Annotated in this window: 12 protein-coding genes and 1 pseudogene; 3 read left to right on the forward strand and 10 right to left on the reverse strand. The window is 60.8% G+C overall.

Going from position 1 to position 17,939, the window contains the following annotated elements; all coding sequences use genetic code 11:
- Positions 1-34: 34 nt before the first annotated feature.
- The 3 genes from hutU to hutC all read right to left on the reverse strand — a co-directional run bounded on the left by hutU (position 35) and on the right by hutC (position 3,445).
- Positions 35-1,723 (reverse strand): urocanate hydratase, encoded by a 1,689-nt coding sequence (gene hutU / locus IB246_RS09670; protein WP_008025267.1) that lies wholly within the window; start codon positions 1,721-1,723, stop codon positions 35-37.
- A gap of 445 nt (positions 1,724-2,168) precedes the next feature.
- Positions 2,169-2,738: a HutD family protein gene (locus IB246_RS09675; RefSeq protein WP_008036585.1), complete on the reverse strand. Its 570-nt coding sequence runs from the start codon at positions 2,736-2,738 to the stop codon at positions 2,169-2,171.
- Positions 2,735-3,445, reverse strand: a complete 711-nt coding sequence (gene hutC / locus IB246_RS09680) for a histidine utilization repressor (protein WP_172435301.1) — start codon at positions 3,443-3,445, stop codon at positions 2,735-2,737. The genes IB246_RS09675 and hutC overlap by 4 nt, the downstream gene beginning before the upstream one ends.
- Before the next feature lie 146 nt (positions 3,446-3,591).
- On the opposite strand from hutC, the gene IB246_RS09685 reads away from it, so the two are divergent.
- Positions 3,592-4,956: a formimidoylglutamate deiminase gene (locus tag IB246_RS09685; protein WP_008036578.1), complete on the forward strand. Its 1,365-nt coding sequence runs from the start codon at positions 3,592-3,594 to the stop codon at positions 4,954-4,956.
- 105 nt (positions 4,957-5,061) lie between these two features.
- Here the strand turns inward: IB246_RS09685 and IB246_RS09690 are convergent, their stop codons facing one another.
- Together IB246_RS09690 and IB246_RS09695 are read right to left on the reverse strand one after the other, a co-directional pair.
- A complete protein-coding gene (locus IB246_RS09690) occupies positions 5,062-5,631 on the reverse strand; it encodes a lipocalin family protein (protein WP_192226834.1) in 570 nt (189 codons plus the stop codon).
- Between the two features lie 31 nt (positions 5,632-5,662).
- A complete protein-coding gene (locus IB246_RS09695) occupies positions 5,663-5,917 on the reverse strand; it encodes a hypothetical protein (RefSeq protein ID WP_008028040.1) in 255 nt (84 codons plus the stop codon).
- A 295-nt stretch (positions 5,918-6,212) separates the two neighbouring features.
- Between IB246_RS09695 and IB246_RS29025 the strand changes: the two are divergent.
- Together IB246_RS29025 and IB246_RS29030 are read left to right on the forward strand one after the other, a co-directional pair.
- Positions 6,213-7,235 (forward strand): annotated as a pseudogene (locus tag IB246_RS29025) (cache domain-containing protein); the annotation flags it as partial.
- Between the two features lie 93 nt (positions 7,236-7,328).
- Entirely contained in the window at positions 7,329-8,093 is a 765-nt protein-coding gene (locus IB246_RS29030) for a methyl-accepting chemotaxis protein (RefSeq protein WP_371927683.1), read from the forward strand.
- A 117-nt stretch (positions 8,094-8,210) separates the two neighbouring features.
- On the opposite strand, the gene IB246_RS09705 is transcribed toward IB246_RS29030, so the two are convergent.
- The 5 genes from IB246_RS09705 to IB246_RS09725 all read right to left on the reverse strand — a co-directional run bounded on the left by IB246_RS09705 (position 8,211) and on the right by IB246_RS09725 (position 17,717).
- The gene (locus tag IB246_RS09705) at positions 8,211-8,813 is read right to left on the reverse strand and encodes a DUF924 family protein (RefSeq protein WP_008040990.1); all 603 of its coding nucleotides are present in this window, start codon (positions 8,811-8,813) and stop codon (positions 8,211-8,213) included.
- A gap of 2 nt (positions 8,814-8,815) precedes the next feature.
- Positions 8,816-9,826, reverse strand: coding sequence for a class 1 fructose-bisphosphatase (locus IB246_RS09710; protein WP_008040991.1), 1,011 nt, complete (start codon positions 9,824-9,826; stop codon positions 8,816-8,818).
- Between the two features lie 261 nt (positions 9,827-10,087).
- Positions 10,088-11,461 carry a DUF3999 domain-containing protein gene (locus IB246_RS09715; protein ID WP_008040993.1) on the reverse strand — a complete coding sequence of 458 codons (1,374 nt, stop codon included), beginning with the start codon at positions 11,459-11,461 and terminating at the stop codon, positions 10,088-10,090.
- Positions 11,458-15,051 (reverse strand): DUF2339 domain-containing protein, encoded by a 3,594-nt coding sequence (locus IB246_RS09720; RefSeq protein ID WP_008040994.1) that lies wholly within the window; start codon positions 15,049-15,051, stop codon positions 11,458-11,460. Before IB246_RS09720 ends, IB246_RS09715 begins: the two co-directional genes overlap by 4 nt.
- Positions 15,052-15,266: 215 nt before the next feature.
- The gene (locus IB246_RS09725) at positions 15,267-17,717 is read right to left on the reverse strand and encodes a glycogen/starch/alpha-glucan phosphorylase (RefSeq protein ID WP_008028030.1); all 2,451 of its coding nucleotides are present in this window, start codon (positions 17,715-17,717) and stop codon (positions 15,267-15,269) included.
- Positions 17,718-17,939 lie beyond the last annotated feature (222 nt).

The following is a 17,939-nucleotide window of genomic DNA, read 5'->3' on the forward strand; positions in this document are numbered from 1 at the left end:
CTCCTACAGGTTTTGCGTAGTGCCTAAGGCTGTTTTATTTACCGGTAATCATCGGCAGGTTCAGCCCTTGTTCCTTGGCGCAGTCGATCGCGATCTGGTAACCCGCATCGGCGTGACGCATAACGCCGGTGGCCGGGTCGTTGTGCAGAACGCGGGCAATACGCTCGGCCGCTTCGTCAGTACCGTCGCAGACAATCACCATGCCGGAATGCTGGGAGAAGCCCATGCCGACGCCGCCGCCGTGATGCAGGGAAACCCAGGTCGCGCCGCTCGCGGTGTTGAGCAGGGCGTTGAGCAGTGGCCAGTCGGACACGGCATCGGAACCGTCTTGCATCGATTCGGTTTCGCGGTTCGGGCTCGACACCGAACCGGAGTCCAGGTGGTCGCGGCCGATCACGATTGGCGCGGACAATTCACCGCTGCGTACCATTTCGTTGAACGCCAGGCCAAGCTTGGCGCGCAGGCCCAGGCCAACCCAGCAGATACGCGCCGGCAGACCCTGGAAGCTGATGCGCTCGCGCGCCATGTCCAGCCAGTTGTGCAGGTGGGCGTCGTCCGGGATCAGTTCTTTGACCTTGGCGTCGGTTTTGTAGATGTCTTCGGCGTTGCCCGACAGTGCAGCCCAACGGAACGGGCCGATACCACGGCAGAACAGCGGACGGATGTAAGCTGGTACGAAGCCTGGGAAGTCGAATGCGTTTTCCACGCCTTCTTCCTGGGCCATCTGACGGATGTTGTTGCCGTAGTCGAAAGTCGGGATGCCCATTTTCTGGAAATCCAGCATCGCTTTAACGTGCACGGCCATCGATTGCTTGGCGGCTTTCACCACGGCAGCAGGCTCGGTCTTGGCACGAGCGCGGTACTCTTCCCAGGTCCAGCCAGCCGGCAGGTAACCGTTGAGCGGGTCGTGGGCGCTGGTCTGGTCGGTGACCATATCCGGACGCACACCGCGACGGACCAGTTCCGGCAGGATTTCAGCGGCGTTCCCCAGCAGGGCGATGGAAATCGCTTTGCCTTCCTTGGTGTATTTCTCGATGCGGGCCAGGGCGTCGTCGAGGTCTTTGGCTTGCTCGTCGACGTAGCGGCTGTTCAAACGGAAGTCGATGCTGACCTGTTGGCATTCGATGTTCAGCGAGCAAGCGCCGGCCAGGGTTGCAGCCAGAGGTTGAGCGCCGCCCATGCCGCCCAGGCCTGCGGTCAGGACCCAACGACCTTTGAGGTCATCGTTGTAGTGTTGGCGACCGGCTTCGACGAAGGTTTCGTAGGTGCCTTGAACGATGCCCTGGCTACCGATGTAGATCCAGCTGCCGGCGGTCATCTGGCCGTACATGGCCAGGCCTTTGGCGTCGAGTTCGTTGAAGTGTTCCCAGCTCGCCCAGTGTGGCACCAGGTTGGAGTTGGCGATCAGTACGCGCGGGGCGTTGGCGTGGGTCTTGAACACGCCGACCGGCTTGCCGGATTGCACCAGCAGGGTCTCGTCTTCGTTCAGGTTGGTCAGGCTTTCGACAATCTTGTCGTAGCATTCCCAGTTACGCGCCGCACGACCGATACCACCGTAAACCACCAGCTCTTTAGGGTTCTCGGCGACTTCCGGGTCGAGGTTGTTCATCAGCATGCGCAGCGGCGCTTCGGTCAGCCAGCTCTTGGCGGTCAGCTTGTTACCGCGGGCGGCACGGATTTCAACGTCACGAAACTTAGTAGGTTTCTGGGTATTGTCAGTCACGAAAAAGACTCCTCAGCGATCAATTCAAACCAACCCTGGCGGTGGGTAAGCCAGCCTGTGCGCGTCAACGCGACACAAGCGAATCAGTGGACGCTGCGGAGAGTCTCGATCGACTCATACGCATACGTCTTTACTTGTACATACAAGCATATGCAATCAAGCGGCCAACTTGTTGGATGGGTGTTCAAGAAAAGTTTCTGGAAGGCTGGAAGCCCCCTGGATCAAGGGTTTTGGAGAAGATGAAATTTTTCGGGAGGATTTTGCGGAGGGGAGGACTGTTGTTACTTGAGCGTGGTTTTGCGCCACGCTGGGGCGTTCGGTAACAAAGTGGTGCGCATTAGGGAACGGATTTGATCGGTGGAAAAACTTCGTGGGCAAGCCTCGCTCCTACAGGGGATCTGCGGTCCACTGTAGGAGCGAGGCTTGCCCGCGAAAGGATTTTGGATCAGCGTGCAGTCAGCTCGACCACACAGCACGGGCCTTTACTGGAGACTTCCAGCAGGCCGTTATTACCGTCGAGTTGCAGGCAGTCATGGCGACCCAATTGCTGGGTGTTGTTACCGACCTGCAATTCCAGCGCCTCGCCGACACTGAACACCAACACCGTGCCCGCCGAACTGAAAAACCGTTGCTCACCGTCCAGCCACTGCAACCGTGCGCTGTAACGCTGCGGCGCATAGATCAGGTTGAAGTCGCGAATCGCTCCGCCAAGCAGAGTGCACGACACCTGGCTCTCGCCACTGAACGCAAACGGTTCCAGCGGTAACAACGGATGCGTGTCCTGGCCATCGACGCGCAAGGTCATGCCGTCGCCTTGCAGCACGGTGATCACCCGCTCATAGCCGGTGAACGTCGAGAAACCGCCCGACTCACCGATATCGGCAATCGACAGGCGCCAACCGAAACCATCCAGGCCAGTACCCGCATCGCGGGTGATTTCTTCAGTGCTGCCGCCGCCGTTTTTCCACGGCATGCGCGGGTAATCAACGGCACGTAAAACCTTTATCTGACTCATTTATGAAACCGACCTTCCAGACGATGACGGGAACCAGGGTGGATCAAACGGGCGGCGGTCACTGGCTGACGGCCAGACCAGGTGCGGCGACGAATCAGCAGGCACGGCTCGCCTTTCTCAATCTGCAGCAATTTGCACTCGCTGGCCTCGGCCAGAATCGCCTCGACCACATGCTCGCCTTCGGTCAGCGGCGCGACCTGGTTCAGATAGGCGTAAGGCGTTTGCAGGGTGAAGTCCTGCTTGAGGTAGTCCGGGGCGACCAGCGCGTTGACGAAACGGTCTTCGATTTGCACCGGAATATCGTTTTCGAAATGCACGATCAGCGAGTGGAAGACTTTTTGACCTTCACGCATGTCCAGCGCCAGGGCGCGCTCGGAACCGGCGGCCTCTTCTTCAAGGGTAATGACCTTGCAGGTATGGCGATGGCCACGGGAGGCGATTTCGTCGGCGATGTTGTGTACTTCGAACAGCGCGGACTGGCTTTTCGGTTCGGCGACGAACGTGCCGACGCCTTGCATACGCACCAACAGACCGTCGGCAGTCATCTCGCGCAGGGCGCGGTTGATGGTCATGCGGCTGAAACCGAGTTGGCTGACCAGCTCGCTTTCCGACGGAACGCGGTAGTGCGGCGGCCAGTTTCCACTGTCGATTTGCTGGGTGATCATCTGTTTGACGCGGGCGTACAAGGGCGCCGGACTGTCGCCCATGTTCGCGGCCAACGGTGACACTGCAGGCGGAGTCGGCACGGTTAATCCTTGTTCGTTGAAGAGAGGTTGCTAGCTTGCCGGAGTTTACCGGGCAGGCAAACGTCTGTATATGTATATACAAATAACACACGATGGGGTGCTGAACCATGTCCGCCTTCTTTGCCGAACGCGCGCTGCTGCCTAGTGGATGGGCCAACAATGTACGTCTTGAGGTCAGCGCCGACGGCGTTTTGACCCATATCCAGGCCGATTCCCACGCAGATGGTGCCGAACGGCTAAGCGGTCCGCTGCTGCCAGGCATGCCGAATCTGCACTCCCACGCGTTCCAGCGAGCGATGGCCGGGCTGGCGGAAGTGGCCGGTAATCCGAACGACAGTTTCTGGACCTGGCGCGATTTGATGTACCGTCTCGTCGGAAAAATCAGCCCCGACCAACTCGGCGTAATCGCCCGTCAGCTGTACATCGAAATGCTCAAGGCCGGTTACACCTCGGTGGCGGAATTTCATTACGTGCACCACGACACAAGCGGCCAACCCTATGCAGATCCGGCCGAACTGGCATTGCGCATCAGCCAGGCGGCCAGCTCGGCCGGCATCGGTTTGACCCTGCTGCCGGTGCTCTACAGCCATTCCGGTTTCGGCGGCCAGACGCCGAACGACGGCCAACGTCGCTTTATCAACAGCACTGAAAACTACCTCAAACTCCAGTCGCGCTTGCAGCCGATCCTGGCGCAGCAACCGGCGCAATCGCTGGGTCTGTGTTTCCACTCGTTGCGTGCGGTAACACCGCAACAGATTAGCGAAGTGCTGGCGGCCAGCGACAAGCAGTGCCCGGTGCACATTCACATCGCCGAGCAGCAGAAGGAAGTCGACGACTGCCTGAGCTGGAGCGGTCGCCGGCCGCTGCAATGGCTGTACGAAAATACCGAAGTCGACCAACGCTGGTGCCTGGTCCACGCGACCCACGCCAACCCGGAAGAAGTCACGCTGATGGCCAAGAGTCGCGCCATTGCCGGTTTGTGCCTGACCACCGAAGCCAACCTCGGCGACGGGATTTTCCCGGCGGTGGACTTCCTCGCTCAAGGTGGGCGCATGGGCATCGGTTCTGACAGCCATGTGTCGCTGAGCGTGGTGGAAGAATTGCGTTGGCTGGAATACGGCCAGCGCCTGCGGGATCAGCGGCGCAACCGGTTGTATGGCGCGGATCAGCCGATGGTCGGCCGTACGCTGTACGACGCGGCACTCGACGGCGGCGCGCAGGCGATGGGGCAGCCGATCGGTGCACTGGAAGTTGGCAAACGGGCAGATTGGCTGGTGCTGGACGGCAACGATCCGTACCTGGCGACCGCCAGTGGCGACGGGATTCTCAATCGTTGGTTGTTTGCCGGCGGCGATCGCCAGGTGCGCGATGTGCTGGTCAATGGCCAGTGGGTTGTGCGTGACGGGCGACATGCCGCAGAAGAAGAAAGTAACCGCGCGTTCACCCAAGTCCTGCGCGATCTCTTGGGTTAACACAAACCCTTGTAGGAGCCGGCTTGCTGGCGATGGTGTGTCAGTCGACATCAATGTAGCTGACACACCATCGCCAGCAAGCCGGCTCCTACAAGGGATATGTAGTCAATTCGAGGTCTTGGCCATCTGCGTATCCGTCGCACGCCAGATCAGCCGCGTGGTGTCATACCCCTGCTGACGCGCCTTGCTCAGCAGTTCTTCGCGCACTACACCGTTGACCGTCGGGGTTCGCGACAGCAGCCACAGATAGCGGCGGCTCGGGTCGCCGACGATCGCAGTCTTGTAGTCTTCGCTGACGAACAACACCCAGTACTCGCCCTTCGCCACACCCGGTATCAACCGCGAAAACCAGGTATCGAACTCGACCCACAACTTGTCGGTCTTGCCCGGCACCTGTGGATAAGCCGTGCCCTTGGCCTCTTCCCATTGCCAATCCGCCGTCAGGCAGCGATTCAGCACCAGGATGTTACCGTCCGGCTTGAGCGTGTAATGCGCTTCGGATTGCGCACAGTTGCGCTGGAAATACATCGGCAGACGCGCCAACTCGTACCAGGTCCCTTGGTACTTCTTGAGATTGACGCTGTTGACCGTTTTCGGCGCCAACGGATTTTCACCAGAAGTGGCGCAGCCGGCCAAAACCAGGCTGGCAAAAAGGAGGATCAATAACCGCTTCATTGTTTTTCTCCCGTGGGCATATCGCCCCGGTTTACTTCAGGCCTTGGCCGGAAAACATCAACACTTTGTCACCGGCGTACTGCACGCTGATAAAGCTGTTCTTGTCGCCCCAGGTGCAACTGGACATGCCGAGCGCGCCCGCGCAGTCGGTAGGTTTGCCCAGCAAGGTTTCCACCTCGGCCTTGGCCATGCCTGTCGACAACTTGGAGTAGTTTTCCTGATTGATTTTGCCGCACGCGGCCAGCAACACGCAGAACGAAAGCAGGGCGATGGAACGCAGCGACATTGTGTAGCTCCTGGGACAAAGGGGAATGGCATGACAGCCAAGCTGAAGCTTAGAAGAGAAAACCCCTGTCTGGTTCCCTGACCGAGTGCCTATTTATCGGGCCGCTCGTCTGCCTTTTGCCGAAAAATCAGCCACTTTCTCGCGTTGTTGAGCATTTCGTCGGTTTTGACAGAATTCGCCTAATCTTTGGCGTCGCTCAGTCGACATAAAAGGCAGCGCAAAGCCCGTTCCTGTGGCAAATTGACGCCCCTTGTCGACCAGCACCTCCGCGGTAGTTCATTTAATGACCAGAAACATGAAGTTCAGCCACAAAATCTTGTTGGCTGCTGCCCTCGTGGTGGCCGTTGCATTCGCCTGTTTCATCCTCTTCAACGACTACCGCCAGCGCCAGACCTTGCGCAGCAGTACCGAATCGTCGATGCAGGAACTCGGCAGCCTGACCACCAGCAACATTCAAACCTGGCTGGAAAGCCGCATCCAGCTGTTGCAATCGTTGTCCCAACAGATCGCCGTGGACGGCAGCGCCCAGGCCAGCCTCAAGCGCGCCATCGACCTGCCGGCCTACACCAGCAATTTCCAGCTGAGCTACTTCGGCGGCACTGACGGCGTGATGTTCTCGGTTCCGGCCGGCAATCGCGCCGCCGATTACGACCCTCGCGCACGTGGCTGGTACAAGGCGGCCAACGGCGCGCAACAGACCATCGTCACCGAACCGTACATCGCTGCGTCCTCCGGCAAACTGGTGATCACCGTGGCCACACCGGTGAAGCATCAGAACCAGATGATCGGCGTCGCCGGCGCCGACATTGACCTGTCCAGCGTCAGCGCGATCATCAACTCGCTGAACTTCGGCGGTCACGGCCATGCGTTTATCGTCAGCGCCGACGGCAAGATCCTGATTCACCCGGACAGCAAACTGGTGCTCAAGAACCTCGCCGAGGCCTACCCGAACGGCGCGCCGCAAGTCAGCCCGGGCATGAAAGAGGTCGAGATCGACGGCAAACGCCAGTTCATCTCCTTCACTCACGTCAACGGCGTGCCGTCGGCGGATTGGTATGTGGCGCTGGTGCTGGATCAGGACACCGCGTTCTCGATGCTCAGCGAATTCCGCACCTCGGCGATCATCGCCATGGTTATCGCGGTGGTGATCATCATCGCGCTGCTGGGCATGCTGATCAGCTTCCTGATGCAGCCGCTGCTGACCATGGGCCGCGCCATGCATGACATCGCCGAAGGTGAAGGCGACCTGACCAAACGCCTGACCATTCACGGCCACGACGAATTCGGCGCGCTGGGTACTTCGTTCAACCGCTTTGTCGAGCGTATTCACACCTCGATCCGCGAAGTGTCCTCGGCCACCGGCCAGGTCAACGAGGTCGCCCTGCGTGTTGTCGCCGCGTCCAACTCGTCGATGTTCAACTCCGACCAGCAAGCCTCGCGCACCAGCAGCGTGGCCGCCGCCATCAATGAACTGGGCGCCGCCGCTCAGGAAATCGCCCAGAACGCCGCCCTCGCCTCGCAGCATTCCAGCGATGCACGCGCCTTGGCCGAAGACGGTCAGCAAGTGGTGGATAAAACCATCGCGGCGATGCAGCAGCTCTCGGCGAAGATCAGCGATTCGTGCGGCAACATTGAGACGCTCAACAGCAACACGGTGAACATTGGGCAGATTCTGGAAGTGATCACCAGCATCTCGCAGCAGACCAACCTGTTGGCGCTGAACGCCGCCATCGAAGCCGCCCGTGCCGGTGAAGCCGGGCGCGGTTTTGCCGTGGTCGCCGACGAAGTGCGCAACCTGGCGCATCGCACCCAGGACTCGGCGCAGCAAGTGCAGAAGATGATCGAGGAACTGCAAGTCGGCGCCCGTGAAGCGGTGAGCACCATGACCGACAGCCAGCGTCAGAGTGAAAGCAGCGTCGGCATCGCCAATCAGGCGGGCGAGCGCCTGGGTAGCGTGACACAGCGGATTGGCGAGATCGACGGGATGAACCAGTCCGTGGCGACGGCGACGGAAGAGCAGACTGCGGTGGTGGAGTCGATCAATGTCGACATTACGGAGATCAACACGTTGAACCAGGAAGGGGTGGAGAATTTGCAGGCGACGTTGCGGGCGTGTTCTGACCTGGAACAGCAGGCGGCGCGTCTTAAGCAGTTGGTCGGTAGCTTCAGGATTTAAGGCGCTCTTGCGGGCCTCATCGCGAGCAGGCTCGCTCCCACAGTGGATCTCCAGCGTTACGAAGATCCATGTGGGAGCGAGCCTGCTCGCGATGACGGCATCAGCCGCAATGAAAATTTAGAACCTTGACCCAGGCTGCGAAAGAAACACCAACTCCTCAACCGTAGACTCCCTTCCCAACACCGCATTGCGATGCGGAAACCGTCCAAACCGCGCAATTACCTGCTGGTGCTTCTCGGCGTAGCTCAGATAGTTGCTAAAGAGTTTCCGGTCGCCCTCCGGCTGTTGCGCCACCAGATCGATATAGCGTGAGACGGCCTCATTCTGCACCGCGAGATTCTCGCAGTGCTCGAACACCAGATAGATGAACACCCGCTGAATCGGTCGCAACTGCCGATCGAAATCCGCAGCAATGCCTTGCGCTACGAGAGCCTGAGCCCTGAGATCGCCGGAAAAGGATTTGGGTGTTTCGCGAAAGATCATTCGCGGCAGTTGATCGAGCAGCAGCACCAAGGCCAGCCAACCTTCCGGGCGTTGCGCCCAGTCAGTCAATCCGCCGGCCAGTGCCTGCTCGACCCAGTCCCCGAAACGCGTCTGCGCTTCGAGGTCCTGGCTGTCGTGCTTGCCGAACCATAACCTGCCCTTCTCAGCCGCTACTTCGTTCGGCGATTCGGAATTTCCGAACCACCATTCGAGCAACGGCTGCCAGGGCGCGGTCATGTTTATTCCTTGTGGTAAGCCGTGACGCGTGCGACTTCTTCTTTCGAACCGAGGAACACTGCTACGCGCTGGTGCAGGCCTTCCGGTTGAATGTCGAGGATGCGCTGATGGCCGTCGGTGGACGCGCCGCCCGCCTGTTCAACCAGGAACGACATCGGGTTGGCTTCGTACATCAGGCGCAGTTTGCCCGGCTTCGACGGCTCGCGGCTGTCGCGTGGGTACATGAACAGACCGCCACGGGTCAGGATGCGGTGCACGTCGGCAACCATCGCGGCAACCCAGCGCATGTTGTAGTTCTTTTTCAACGGGCCTTCATCGCCAGCCAGCAATTCGCTGACGTAACGCTGTACCGGCGCTTCCCAGTGACGCTGGTTGGAGGCGTTGATCGCGAATTCCTGAGTGGACTCAGGGATCGTGATGTCTTCATGGGTCAGTACGAAGCTGCCCATTTCACGGTCCAGGGTGAAGCCTTTGACGCCATTGCCCAGGGTCAGCACCAGCATGGTCTGTGGACCGTAGATTGCGTAACCGGCGGCAACCTGCTGAGCGCCTGGCTGCAGGAAGGCCTTTTCGTTCAAAGGCTCGTTCTGGGTCAGGTATTCGTTCGGGCAACGCAGCACCGAGAAGATCGTACCGACCGGCGCGTTGATGTCGATGTTCGACGAACCGTCCAGCGGGTCGAATACCAGCAGGTACGCGCCTTTCGGGTATTTGCCCGGGATCTGGTAGGCATTGTCCATTTCTTCGGACGCCATGCCGGCCAGGTGACCGCCCCATTCGTTGGCTTCGAGCAGGATGTCGTTGGACATCACGTCCAGCTTCTTCTGCACTTCACCTTGGACGTTTTCAGTGCCCATGCTGCCCAGAACACCACCCAGGGCGCCTTTGGAGACGGCGTGGCTGATTTCTTTACAGGCGCGCGCCACCACTTCGATCAGGAAACGCAGATCGGCAGGGGTGTTGTTGCTACGGGTCTGCTCAATCAAATAGCGACTCAGGGTAACGCGGGACATGGAAGGCTCCGGTGGAATGGGGGGCTAAAAACCCGCGCAGTTTAACGCGAGTCGGGGCGTATTTCCTCCTATCAGACGTGATACGTCCAACAGAGTTCATGTGCCGGGTTTAGCGTAGATCGAAACCGGCCGGATGTGGGCGGGCGACAGGTGGCAGTTTTGAGATTTTTGCTGCCTGACAGTCAGTCTTCGCGGGCAAGCCTCGCTCCTACAGTGGAACGCGTACACCTGCCCGCGAATGGCGCGCAGCGCCAGCCTTTCTCAGGAATTGGCCGGAGGTTTACGCAACAAGCTGAACGCCATCGCCGCCAAAAACAAAACACCCAGCAACAACACCGCCCACAACCCGAATTTCTTCCAGTTCGGTTCAGCCTGTGCAACGGATGTGAGTGTGGAGCTCGGCGTCTCTACCACCCCGCCCGACACCGTAGCCTTGCCCAACGCCGCCCACTTCGCCGCGCTGTAATCCGGAATCAACGTTGCCAGCGGCAGGTTCGCCGCTTTCACCGTCGCACTGCCCAGCGCCAGCGTATAAGGCCCGGCGCCGCGCGCCAGGAACACCAGTTGCGTCGAACGCACAGCGAAACGCACCGTCGGCGCCTCGGCGCCCAAGCCACCGCCGCGCTCGTCCACCGTCAACTTCAACTGCTGCACGGTTTGCCCCGGCAACTGCAATTCGTTCTGCACCACGTCCTGGCCACTCTGGGTCAGGCGATAGAGCAAACCACTGCTCAGCGGCTGCCACGGCAGGCTGCTTTCCCGACGACCGGACAACGTCACCGGCGCCAGGCTGTTTGGCTGATTCAGCTCGACCTGCACGCGCTCGACGTTCAACCCCATCGGCAATTGCCAGGTGTATTCACCCGCCTTCACGCTGGCGCCCGCTAACGGTTGCGACCAGACCAATGGCAGCGGCAGGCTGCGCGTGCTGGCGCTTTGCAGTTGCGCCGAGGTCAATATCGGCGCCGATTGCGGCGTGTTCCACAACAAACGCAGATAACGCGCTGATTGTCCCGGCAAGCCGACCTCATGCTGCTCGACCCGCTCGTCGGCAAACGTCAGCCGCGCCACCTGCCCGTCACCCCACGACTGCCAATGCTGCAAATCGTCGCTGGCTTCGATGCTGAAACGCTGGAAGCCATCGCGCTCGCTGGTCCAGTCGAGGATCAATTGCTGCAACGGTGCCTTGATGCCGCTGGCGTCGAGCAGCCAACCGCTCAGCACTTCTTCGCCCACCTCCAGCTGACTCGACGGCTGCACTTCGACCAGCGTGCCATTGGCGCTCGATTGCACCCGCACACTCGGCGCGCGCTCGGTGGCGTCCGCCGAGTTGTACAACGGGAACCATTTCACGTCGGTCAGGGTGGGGGTTTCGCCGGTTTTCGCGGTCTCCCGCGCCACGGCGTAGGCCTGAGCCTCACCGGCCGCGTTGAACACGCGCACATCGCTGAGGTCGGTTTGTCGCGCATTCAGCTGCACGGCCAAGGGCAATTCGAGGCGATACCACGGACCTTCGCCGCTCACGGTCAACGGCACTTGCGTGGCGAAGTCCGCCGGTTTTTCCTGCGCGTTGGCCGACAGCGCCACGCCCAACGCAACAGCGCCCAACCAGACCAGGTTCAGCTTCTGACTCAAGACGACACTCCTTCGGTTTCCGGGGCCGGTTTTTCAGATTCCGGCGCAGCATCGACGCGCTTGGGCGGCAACGGGGCGAAATAGCCCACCACCAACAGCAACACGCCAACACCGATAAACGAGACGATCCGGGCGAGTCCGCCACGGTTACTCAATTCGACAAAGAACAGTTTCGCGACCACCACGCCGATCAGCGCCGCGCCAATCAGCCAGACTTCGCGACGATGACGCAGATGGCCACCGATCATCAGACTCAGCGCCATCAAGGTCCAGACGATCGACAGACCGGCCTGCACCTGCATCGACGCGAGCAGCAAATCCAGCTCGAACGGTACGCCGCCCCAATGGTGAGCCGTGCGATTCACCAGCGCGGTGAAAAACGCGAACAGCGAAACACCCGCGATCAGCTGCGTGGCGTGATCGAAGATGTCCTTGCGGATCGCCAATTGCGTCACGGCGCTGCGGGCCCACACGTAAACGCCGAACAGCGCAAACAGTAGCCCCAACTCCAGCGGATTGATCAGCGGCACATAGGGCAGCGGCTCGGCGGTGCCGTCGCTGACAATGTTCGCCAGCCAGAACCAGCCGAGCATGAGCAAGGCCAGCGGCGCCGCCGCGTACAGTCGATACTCGCGCGGATAAGCCGACACCGGCCACGGCCAGGCACGCGGTGCGGCCATCAACACCAGATAAACACTTGGCAGAATCGCCCAACCCAACCAACGCCAGGCGTTGTATTGCTCGGACAACAGCAGCAAGCCGTAACGCAACTCCAGCGCCAGTACACCGATCAACAGCCAGCAACCGAGCACGTGAGCGGTGCTCAAAGCCCGCTCGGGGAGCATCGGCGCCAGACGCCGCAGCGAGATGAAATGCACGACGAACACCGCCGCCCAGGCGAGCCAGCCGAAGTCGGCCGCCGGGTGGTAACGCGCATGCCATGCCCCGAGCAATACCACACCCGCCGCAGGAATCAGCAAGGTGCAGAGCAAACCCAGCGACGGCCATTTCAGGCGCAACGCCAACACGGCCCACAGCGCGACGCTCAGCGCCGCGACCGTCAGCAGCAACGTCGCCTGAAGATTCATCGGTGCAAAACGCAGCACTTCACTGATCCACGCCAACGCCCACCAACCCGCGCCCCACACCAGCAGCACTTCGGACAAACGCTGCAAACTCAGGACATCGAACGCCGAAGCATGGTTGCCGAGCTGCAAGCGCCAGGCGCCGACCAACGCCGCCAGCCCCAGCACCAACGGCGTCCAGAATCCGCTATGCGCCAATGGTTTCAACCCTTCGCTGGCCAGCGGCCCCAGCAGGTCCGGCCCGGCGAACAGGAACGCCGCCCCGCCAATCACCTGCAACAGCAGACCGAAGATGAAACTCACGCGCTGCTTCAGATAAAGGCTCAGCCAGATAATGAACAGACCACTGGCCGCCCACACCGCACTTGCGGTTTGCCACGGCAACACGAACAGAACAGCGAGGTTGATCAGCACCAGGCCAGCCAGCAACACCACCGACAAACCGCGCAACAGCCGAGCATCGCTGCGCACCATGTCATCGCGGGCGGCCAGCAACATACCGGCGATCAACGCCAGGCCGATCAGCGACGCGCTGAGCAAACCGCTCCAACCCGCGCTGAACACCGCGCCAGACTCACCGCTCGCACCTTGCAGGCGCAGCAGGAACAACGCGCCGCCCAGTAATTGCACAGCGAACGCGGTGAAGAGGAAGGTGCGCGATTGCAGACGCAGACCGACAAACAACGTCGCCAGACCGGCCAGCGCCCAACTGATCGCCGTGCCGTGGGTAAAGAAGAACAGCGGCGCCAGCAGATAGAGGAAGGTCAAACCGAGGCAGGCCAGCACCGGCAACCCTTTGCGCTCCCACGCCAATGACTGCTCAGGCAAGGCGTTGCGCAATTGGTAGAAACTGAACAGCAGCGCCACGCCGAGCATCAACGCGCCCAGCGGCGCACCTTCCAGCAGGCTGCTTTCGCCGAACCGCAGCTCACTGAGGAACGCCAGCGCCGAGCCCAGTTGCAGCAGCAACGCAAAGGCGCGTGCCAGCGGTCGTTGCTGACGCAATCCGAGCCAGAAAATCCCGGCGCCTTCCACCGCCCAAGCGGCCGCTGTCCAGCGCGCATCAAGCCCCAACGGGATCGCCAGACTGGCGAAGATCACGCCCAACGCCAGACAGGTTTCCGCCAGCAACAACGCTCGGCCACCCATCAGCAGGCGGGCCAGGCCCATGTAAATCATGCCCAGCGCCAATGCACTGAAAGCGGCAGCGAACTCCAGATGCTGGACCAGCGCGAACTGCAAACCGAAACCTACCAGCGGCGGGCCGAACAGCATCGTGCCGTCGACGTAGTCACCTTTGCGCGCCGACCAGTGCAGCAGCGCCTCGCGACTGTCGTCCTCGGGCGCGTCGCTCATTTCCAGCAACTTGCGTCGTGCAAACAGCAGCCCGATGGCCAGGTACATCAGGAAAAACACAATCAGGAACGGCTCGGTGCTCCACAGCAGCTCCGGTGTGTAGGAGCGCAGGCCCCAGGCGAAACCGATGCCGAAGGTGCCGACAAAGCCGATCAGGTTGAGCAGCCGCCAGGCCTTGAACCAGGCGATGGCGAGGATGCCGGCGTTGAGCAAGGCGAAATAGCTGAACAGCGCGACATGGTTGCCGGCGCCGGTGGACGTCAGGATCGGCGCGGCGAAACCGCCCAACGCGGCGGCGCACGCCAGTGCCAGCGAGTCTTGAGTGATGGCCAGAATGGCCGAGAACACCGTCACCGCCACCAGCAGCCCAAGCGCCGCCGTCGGATCAAGCAGCGGATGCAAACGCATGGCCGCGAACACCGTCAGGTACAACACGGCGATCCCGGTGCCTTGCAGCATCAACGCATAGTTAGTGTTGCGATGACGCAGCCACCAGCCCAGACCGAGCAGGGCCAACGCAGCCGCCGCCACCCCGGCGTAACGCAGTTCGATCGGCACCACCATGCCTTCGGTGGCATAACGCAGCAGAAACGCCAGACCGAGGAACAACAGCACCACACCGACCCGCAGCACGGTGTTGCCACCGAACAGCCAGTTACGGGTGCCGCTGATGGCGCGCTCGATGAAGTTCGGGCCCCGCGGGACGGCGGGCTCGCGGGCAACCGGCTCGGGCGTCCAGGCATCGTCGGGCAGCGGACGGCTGGTTTGCGTCGCTGTCGCGGTGATCGGTTCGAGTTCGGGCGGGAGTTCCCAGACCATCTCCGGGGTAGAGACAGGGACTTCTTCGAGAATGAATACCGGGGACGGGGCCGGTTCGCTGGCAAGCGGTTCCTCGGCAAGTGGCTCGCTGGTTTCAGGCGCCTTGACGCCAGACACCTCCAGCGTGGCCAGGCGTTGCTGGACCGCATTCAGCGCCACCTGCGCCTGCTCCAGCAGAGCGCGCTGTTCAGCCGCCTGTGAACCCAAACGGCCGATGCGAATGGCCTGGCCGATACCCAACCCGAGTAACGCACCCAACAGCGCGTCGCTGAACGACTCGTCGAGTATCCAGCCCAGCACCAGCCCTATCAGCATGAACATCCATTGCATGGTCGATATCCCTAAGCGGCCCATTGCCTGTGTCGTCTGCGCTGATGCTTTCGCGGGCAAGCCTCGCTCCTACAGGTATGCGTAAATCCTGTAGGAGCGAGGCTTGCCCGCGAAGATGCCCGCAAGGACATCACTGAAACATCTGGCAAACTGGTGCTTAGTATATCGGTCAGGTCCAACAACCGTCGGACCTTGCGCACATTTGTGGCTAAAAGTTACTCCAATGCCTTCCAGATATCCGTCGCGTACTCGCGAATGGTCCGGTCCGAGGAGAACCAGCCCATCCGGGACGTGTTCAACACCGCCGAACGCCACCACTCGTTCGAATCGTGCCAATGGGCTTCAACACGCATCTGCGCGTCCCAGTAGGAATCGAAATCGGCGCAGACCAGGAAGCGGTCGTAGTCGATCAGCGAATCGATCAAGCCGGTGTAACGGGACGGATCATCCGGCGAGAACACCCCGCCACGAATCGCTTGCAGCACATCATTGAGCCGATGGGACGCGGCAATATCCGGCGTCGCATTGAACTCATGATTCTGTTTACGCGCTTCAACCTGCTGCGCGCTGAGGCCGAAGATAAACATGTGCTCGGCGCCGATGCGCTCGCACATTTCCACGTTGGCGCCGTCCAGCGTGCCAATCGTCAGCGCGCCGTTGAGGCCGAACTTCATGTTACTGGTGCCCGACGCTTCGAAGCCTGCGGTGGAAATCTGCTCGGACAAATCCGCCGCCGGAATGATGCTCTCCGCCAGGCTGACGTTGTAGTTAGGCAGGAACACCACTTTGAGCAAGCCGCGCACAGTCGGGTCATTGTTCACCACCCGGGCGATGTCGTTGGTCAGTTTGATGATCAGCTTGGCCTGGTGATAACTGGCGGCGGCCTTGCCGGCGAAGATCTTCACTCGCGGCACCCAGTCGATTTCCGGCTCGGCGCGAATCGCCTGATACAGCGCGACGGTGTGCAGCAAGTTGAGCAACTGACGTTTGTATTCGTGGATCCGTTTGACCTGCACGTCGAACATCGCCGCCGGGTTGACCGCGACCCCAAGGCGCTCGTGAATGATGTACGCCAGCGCTTTTTTGCTGTGCAGGCGCTGTTCGGCGAAGGCCTTGCGGAACGCGGCTTTTTCCGCGAACGGTTCCAGATCGAGCAAGCGCTCCTCCGGGTTATCCAACAGATCAGGGCCGAGGGCATCGACCAGCATCGAGGTCAATTCCGAGTTGGCCTGATAAAGCCAACGGCGGAAAGTAATGCCGTTGGTCTTGTTGTTGATCCGCTCCGGGTAGAGCTTGTGCAGTTCCGAGAACACGGTTTTGCGCATCAGTTGCGTGTGCAGTCCGGACACGCCGTTGACGCTGTGGGAGCCGAGAAACGCCAGGTTGCCCATGCGCACACGGCGACCGTTGTCCTCTTCGATCAGCGATACCGCGCGCAGCACGTCAAAATCGTGAATGCCTTTGGCGCGCAGCGAGTCGATGTGCTGGGCGTTGATCAGGTAAATGATCTGCATGTGCCTTGGCAGCATCCGCTCCATCAAACCGACCGGCCAGGTTTCCAGCGCTTCCGGCAACAGCGTGTGGTTGGTGTACGAAAGCGTGTCGACGGTGACCTGCCACGCGGCGTCCCACGCCACGTCGTAGACATCGACCAATTGGCGCATCAGTTCGGCCACGGCAATGGACGGGTGAGTGTCGTTGAGCTGGATTGCCGCGTGGTCGCCCAGGGTCAGCACCGAGGTGTGCATGTTGCGATGACGGCGCAGCAAATCCTGGAGAGATGCCGCGACAAAGAAGTATTCCTGGCGCAGGCGCAGTTCCTGGCCGGCCTCGGTGCTGTCCGCCGGGTACAGTACGCGAGAGATACTTTCCGCCCGCGCCACTTCAGCGACCGCGCCGAGGTGGTCGCCGGCGTTAAAGCGCTCAAGGTGCAAATCTTCCATCGCACGGGCACGCCACAGGCGCAGCGTGTTGACGCTCGCCCCGCGCCAGCCGACTACCGGAGTGTCATAAGCAATGGCGCGCACGGTTTCCGCCGGGGACCAGACTTGCTTGGACTTGCCGTTTGAGTCGGTCACGGTTTCGACGCTGCCGCCGAAGCCGATCGGGTAAACCACTTCTGGCCGTTCGAATTCCCACGGGTTGCCGAAATCCAGCCAGTGTTCGGTCTGTTCCTGCTGCCAGCCATCGACAATCGCCTGGCGGAACAAGCCGTGTTCGTAACGAATGCCATAACCGTGGCCGGCGATGCCGAGGGTCGACATGCTTTCCATGAAGCACGCCGCCAGACGACCGAGGCCGCCGTTGCCCAAGGCTGCGTCGGGCTCCAGCAGGCGGATACGTTCGAGGTCGACGCCGAGCTCGGTCAGCGCTTCGCGGGCGACGTCGAGCAGGCCGAGGTTGCTCAAACTGTCGTAGAGCAGCCGGCCGATGAGAAACTCCAGGGAGAGGTAATAAACCCGCTTCTGACCTTTGCGGTAGATCTGCCGGGTGTGGTCCATCCAGTGCTCGACCATGTGATCGCGCGCAGCCAGCGCAATGGCTTCGAACCAGTCGTGGTCGAAGGCGTGATCCGGGTCTTTGCCCACCGCGTAGGTGAGTTTGGTCAAGACGGCGTCGCGGAATGCGGCCACCTCTGCTTCGCGAACAAGTGGTTCTTGAGTCATCGATAAGACCTCGAGCGAGCTTTGAGTTGTCTGAGCCTAGACGGTCTGACAGGCGGTAGAGGCTCTGGTTCGGCAGTTTTTCCTGTTAGTGCGAGATAGGTCGGCATTACCTTGTCGTGTACCTGAATCAATGCAGGGGCCGTGCCGGAATTCAAGGGTTGTTGACCACAGTTAAAAAAATCTGGCGAAAGGTTGTTCAAAAATCCACCAGTCCCGGTATGA

It is taken from the genome of Pseudomonas sp. PDM01 (assembly GCF_014852325.1).
Classification (GTDB): Bacteria; Pseudomonadota; Gammaproteobacteria; order Pseudomonadales; family Pseudomonadaceae; genus Aquipseudomonas; species Aquipseudomonas migulae.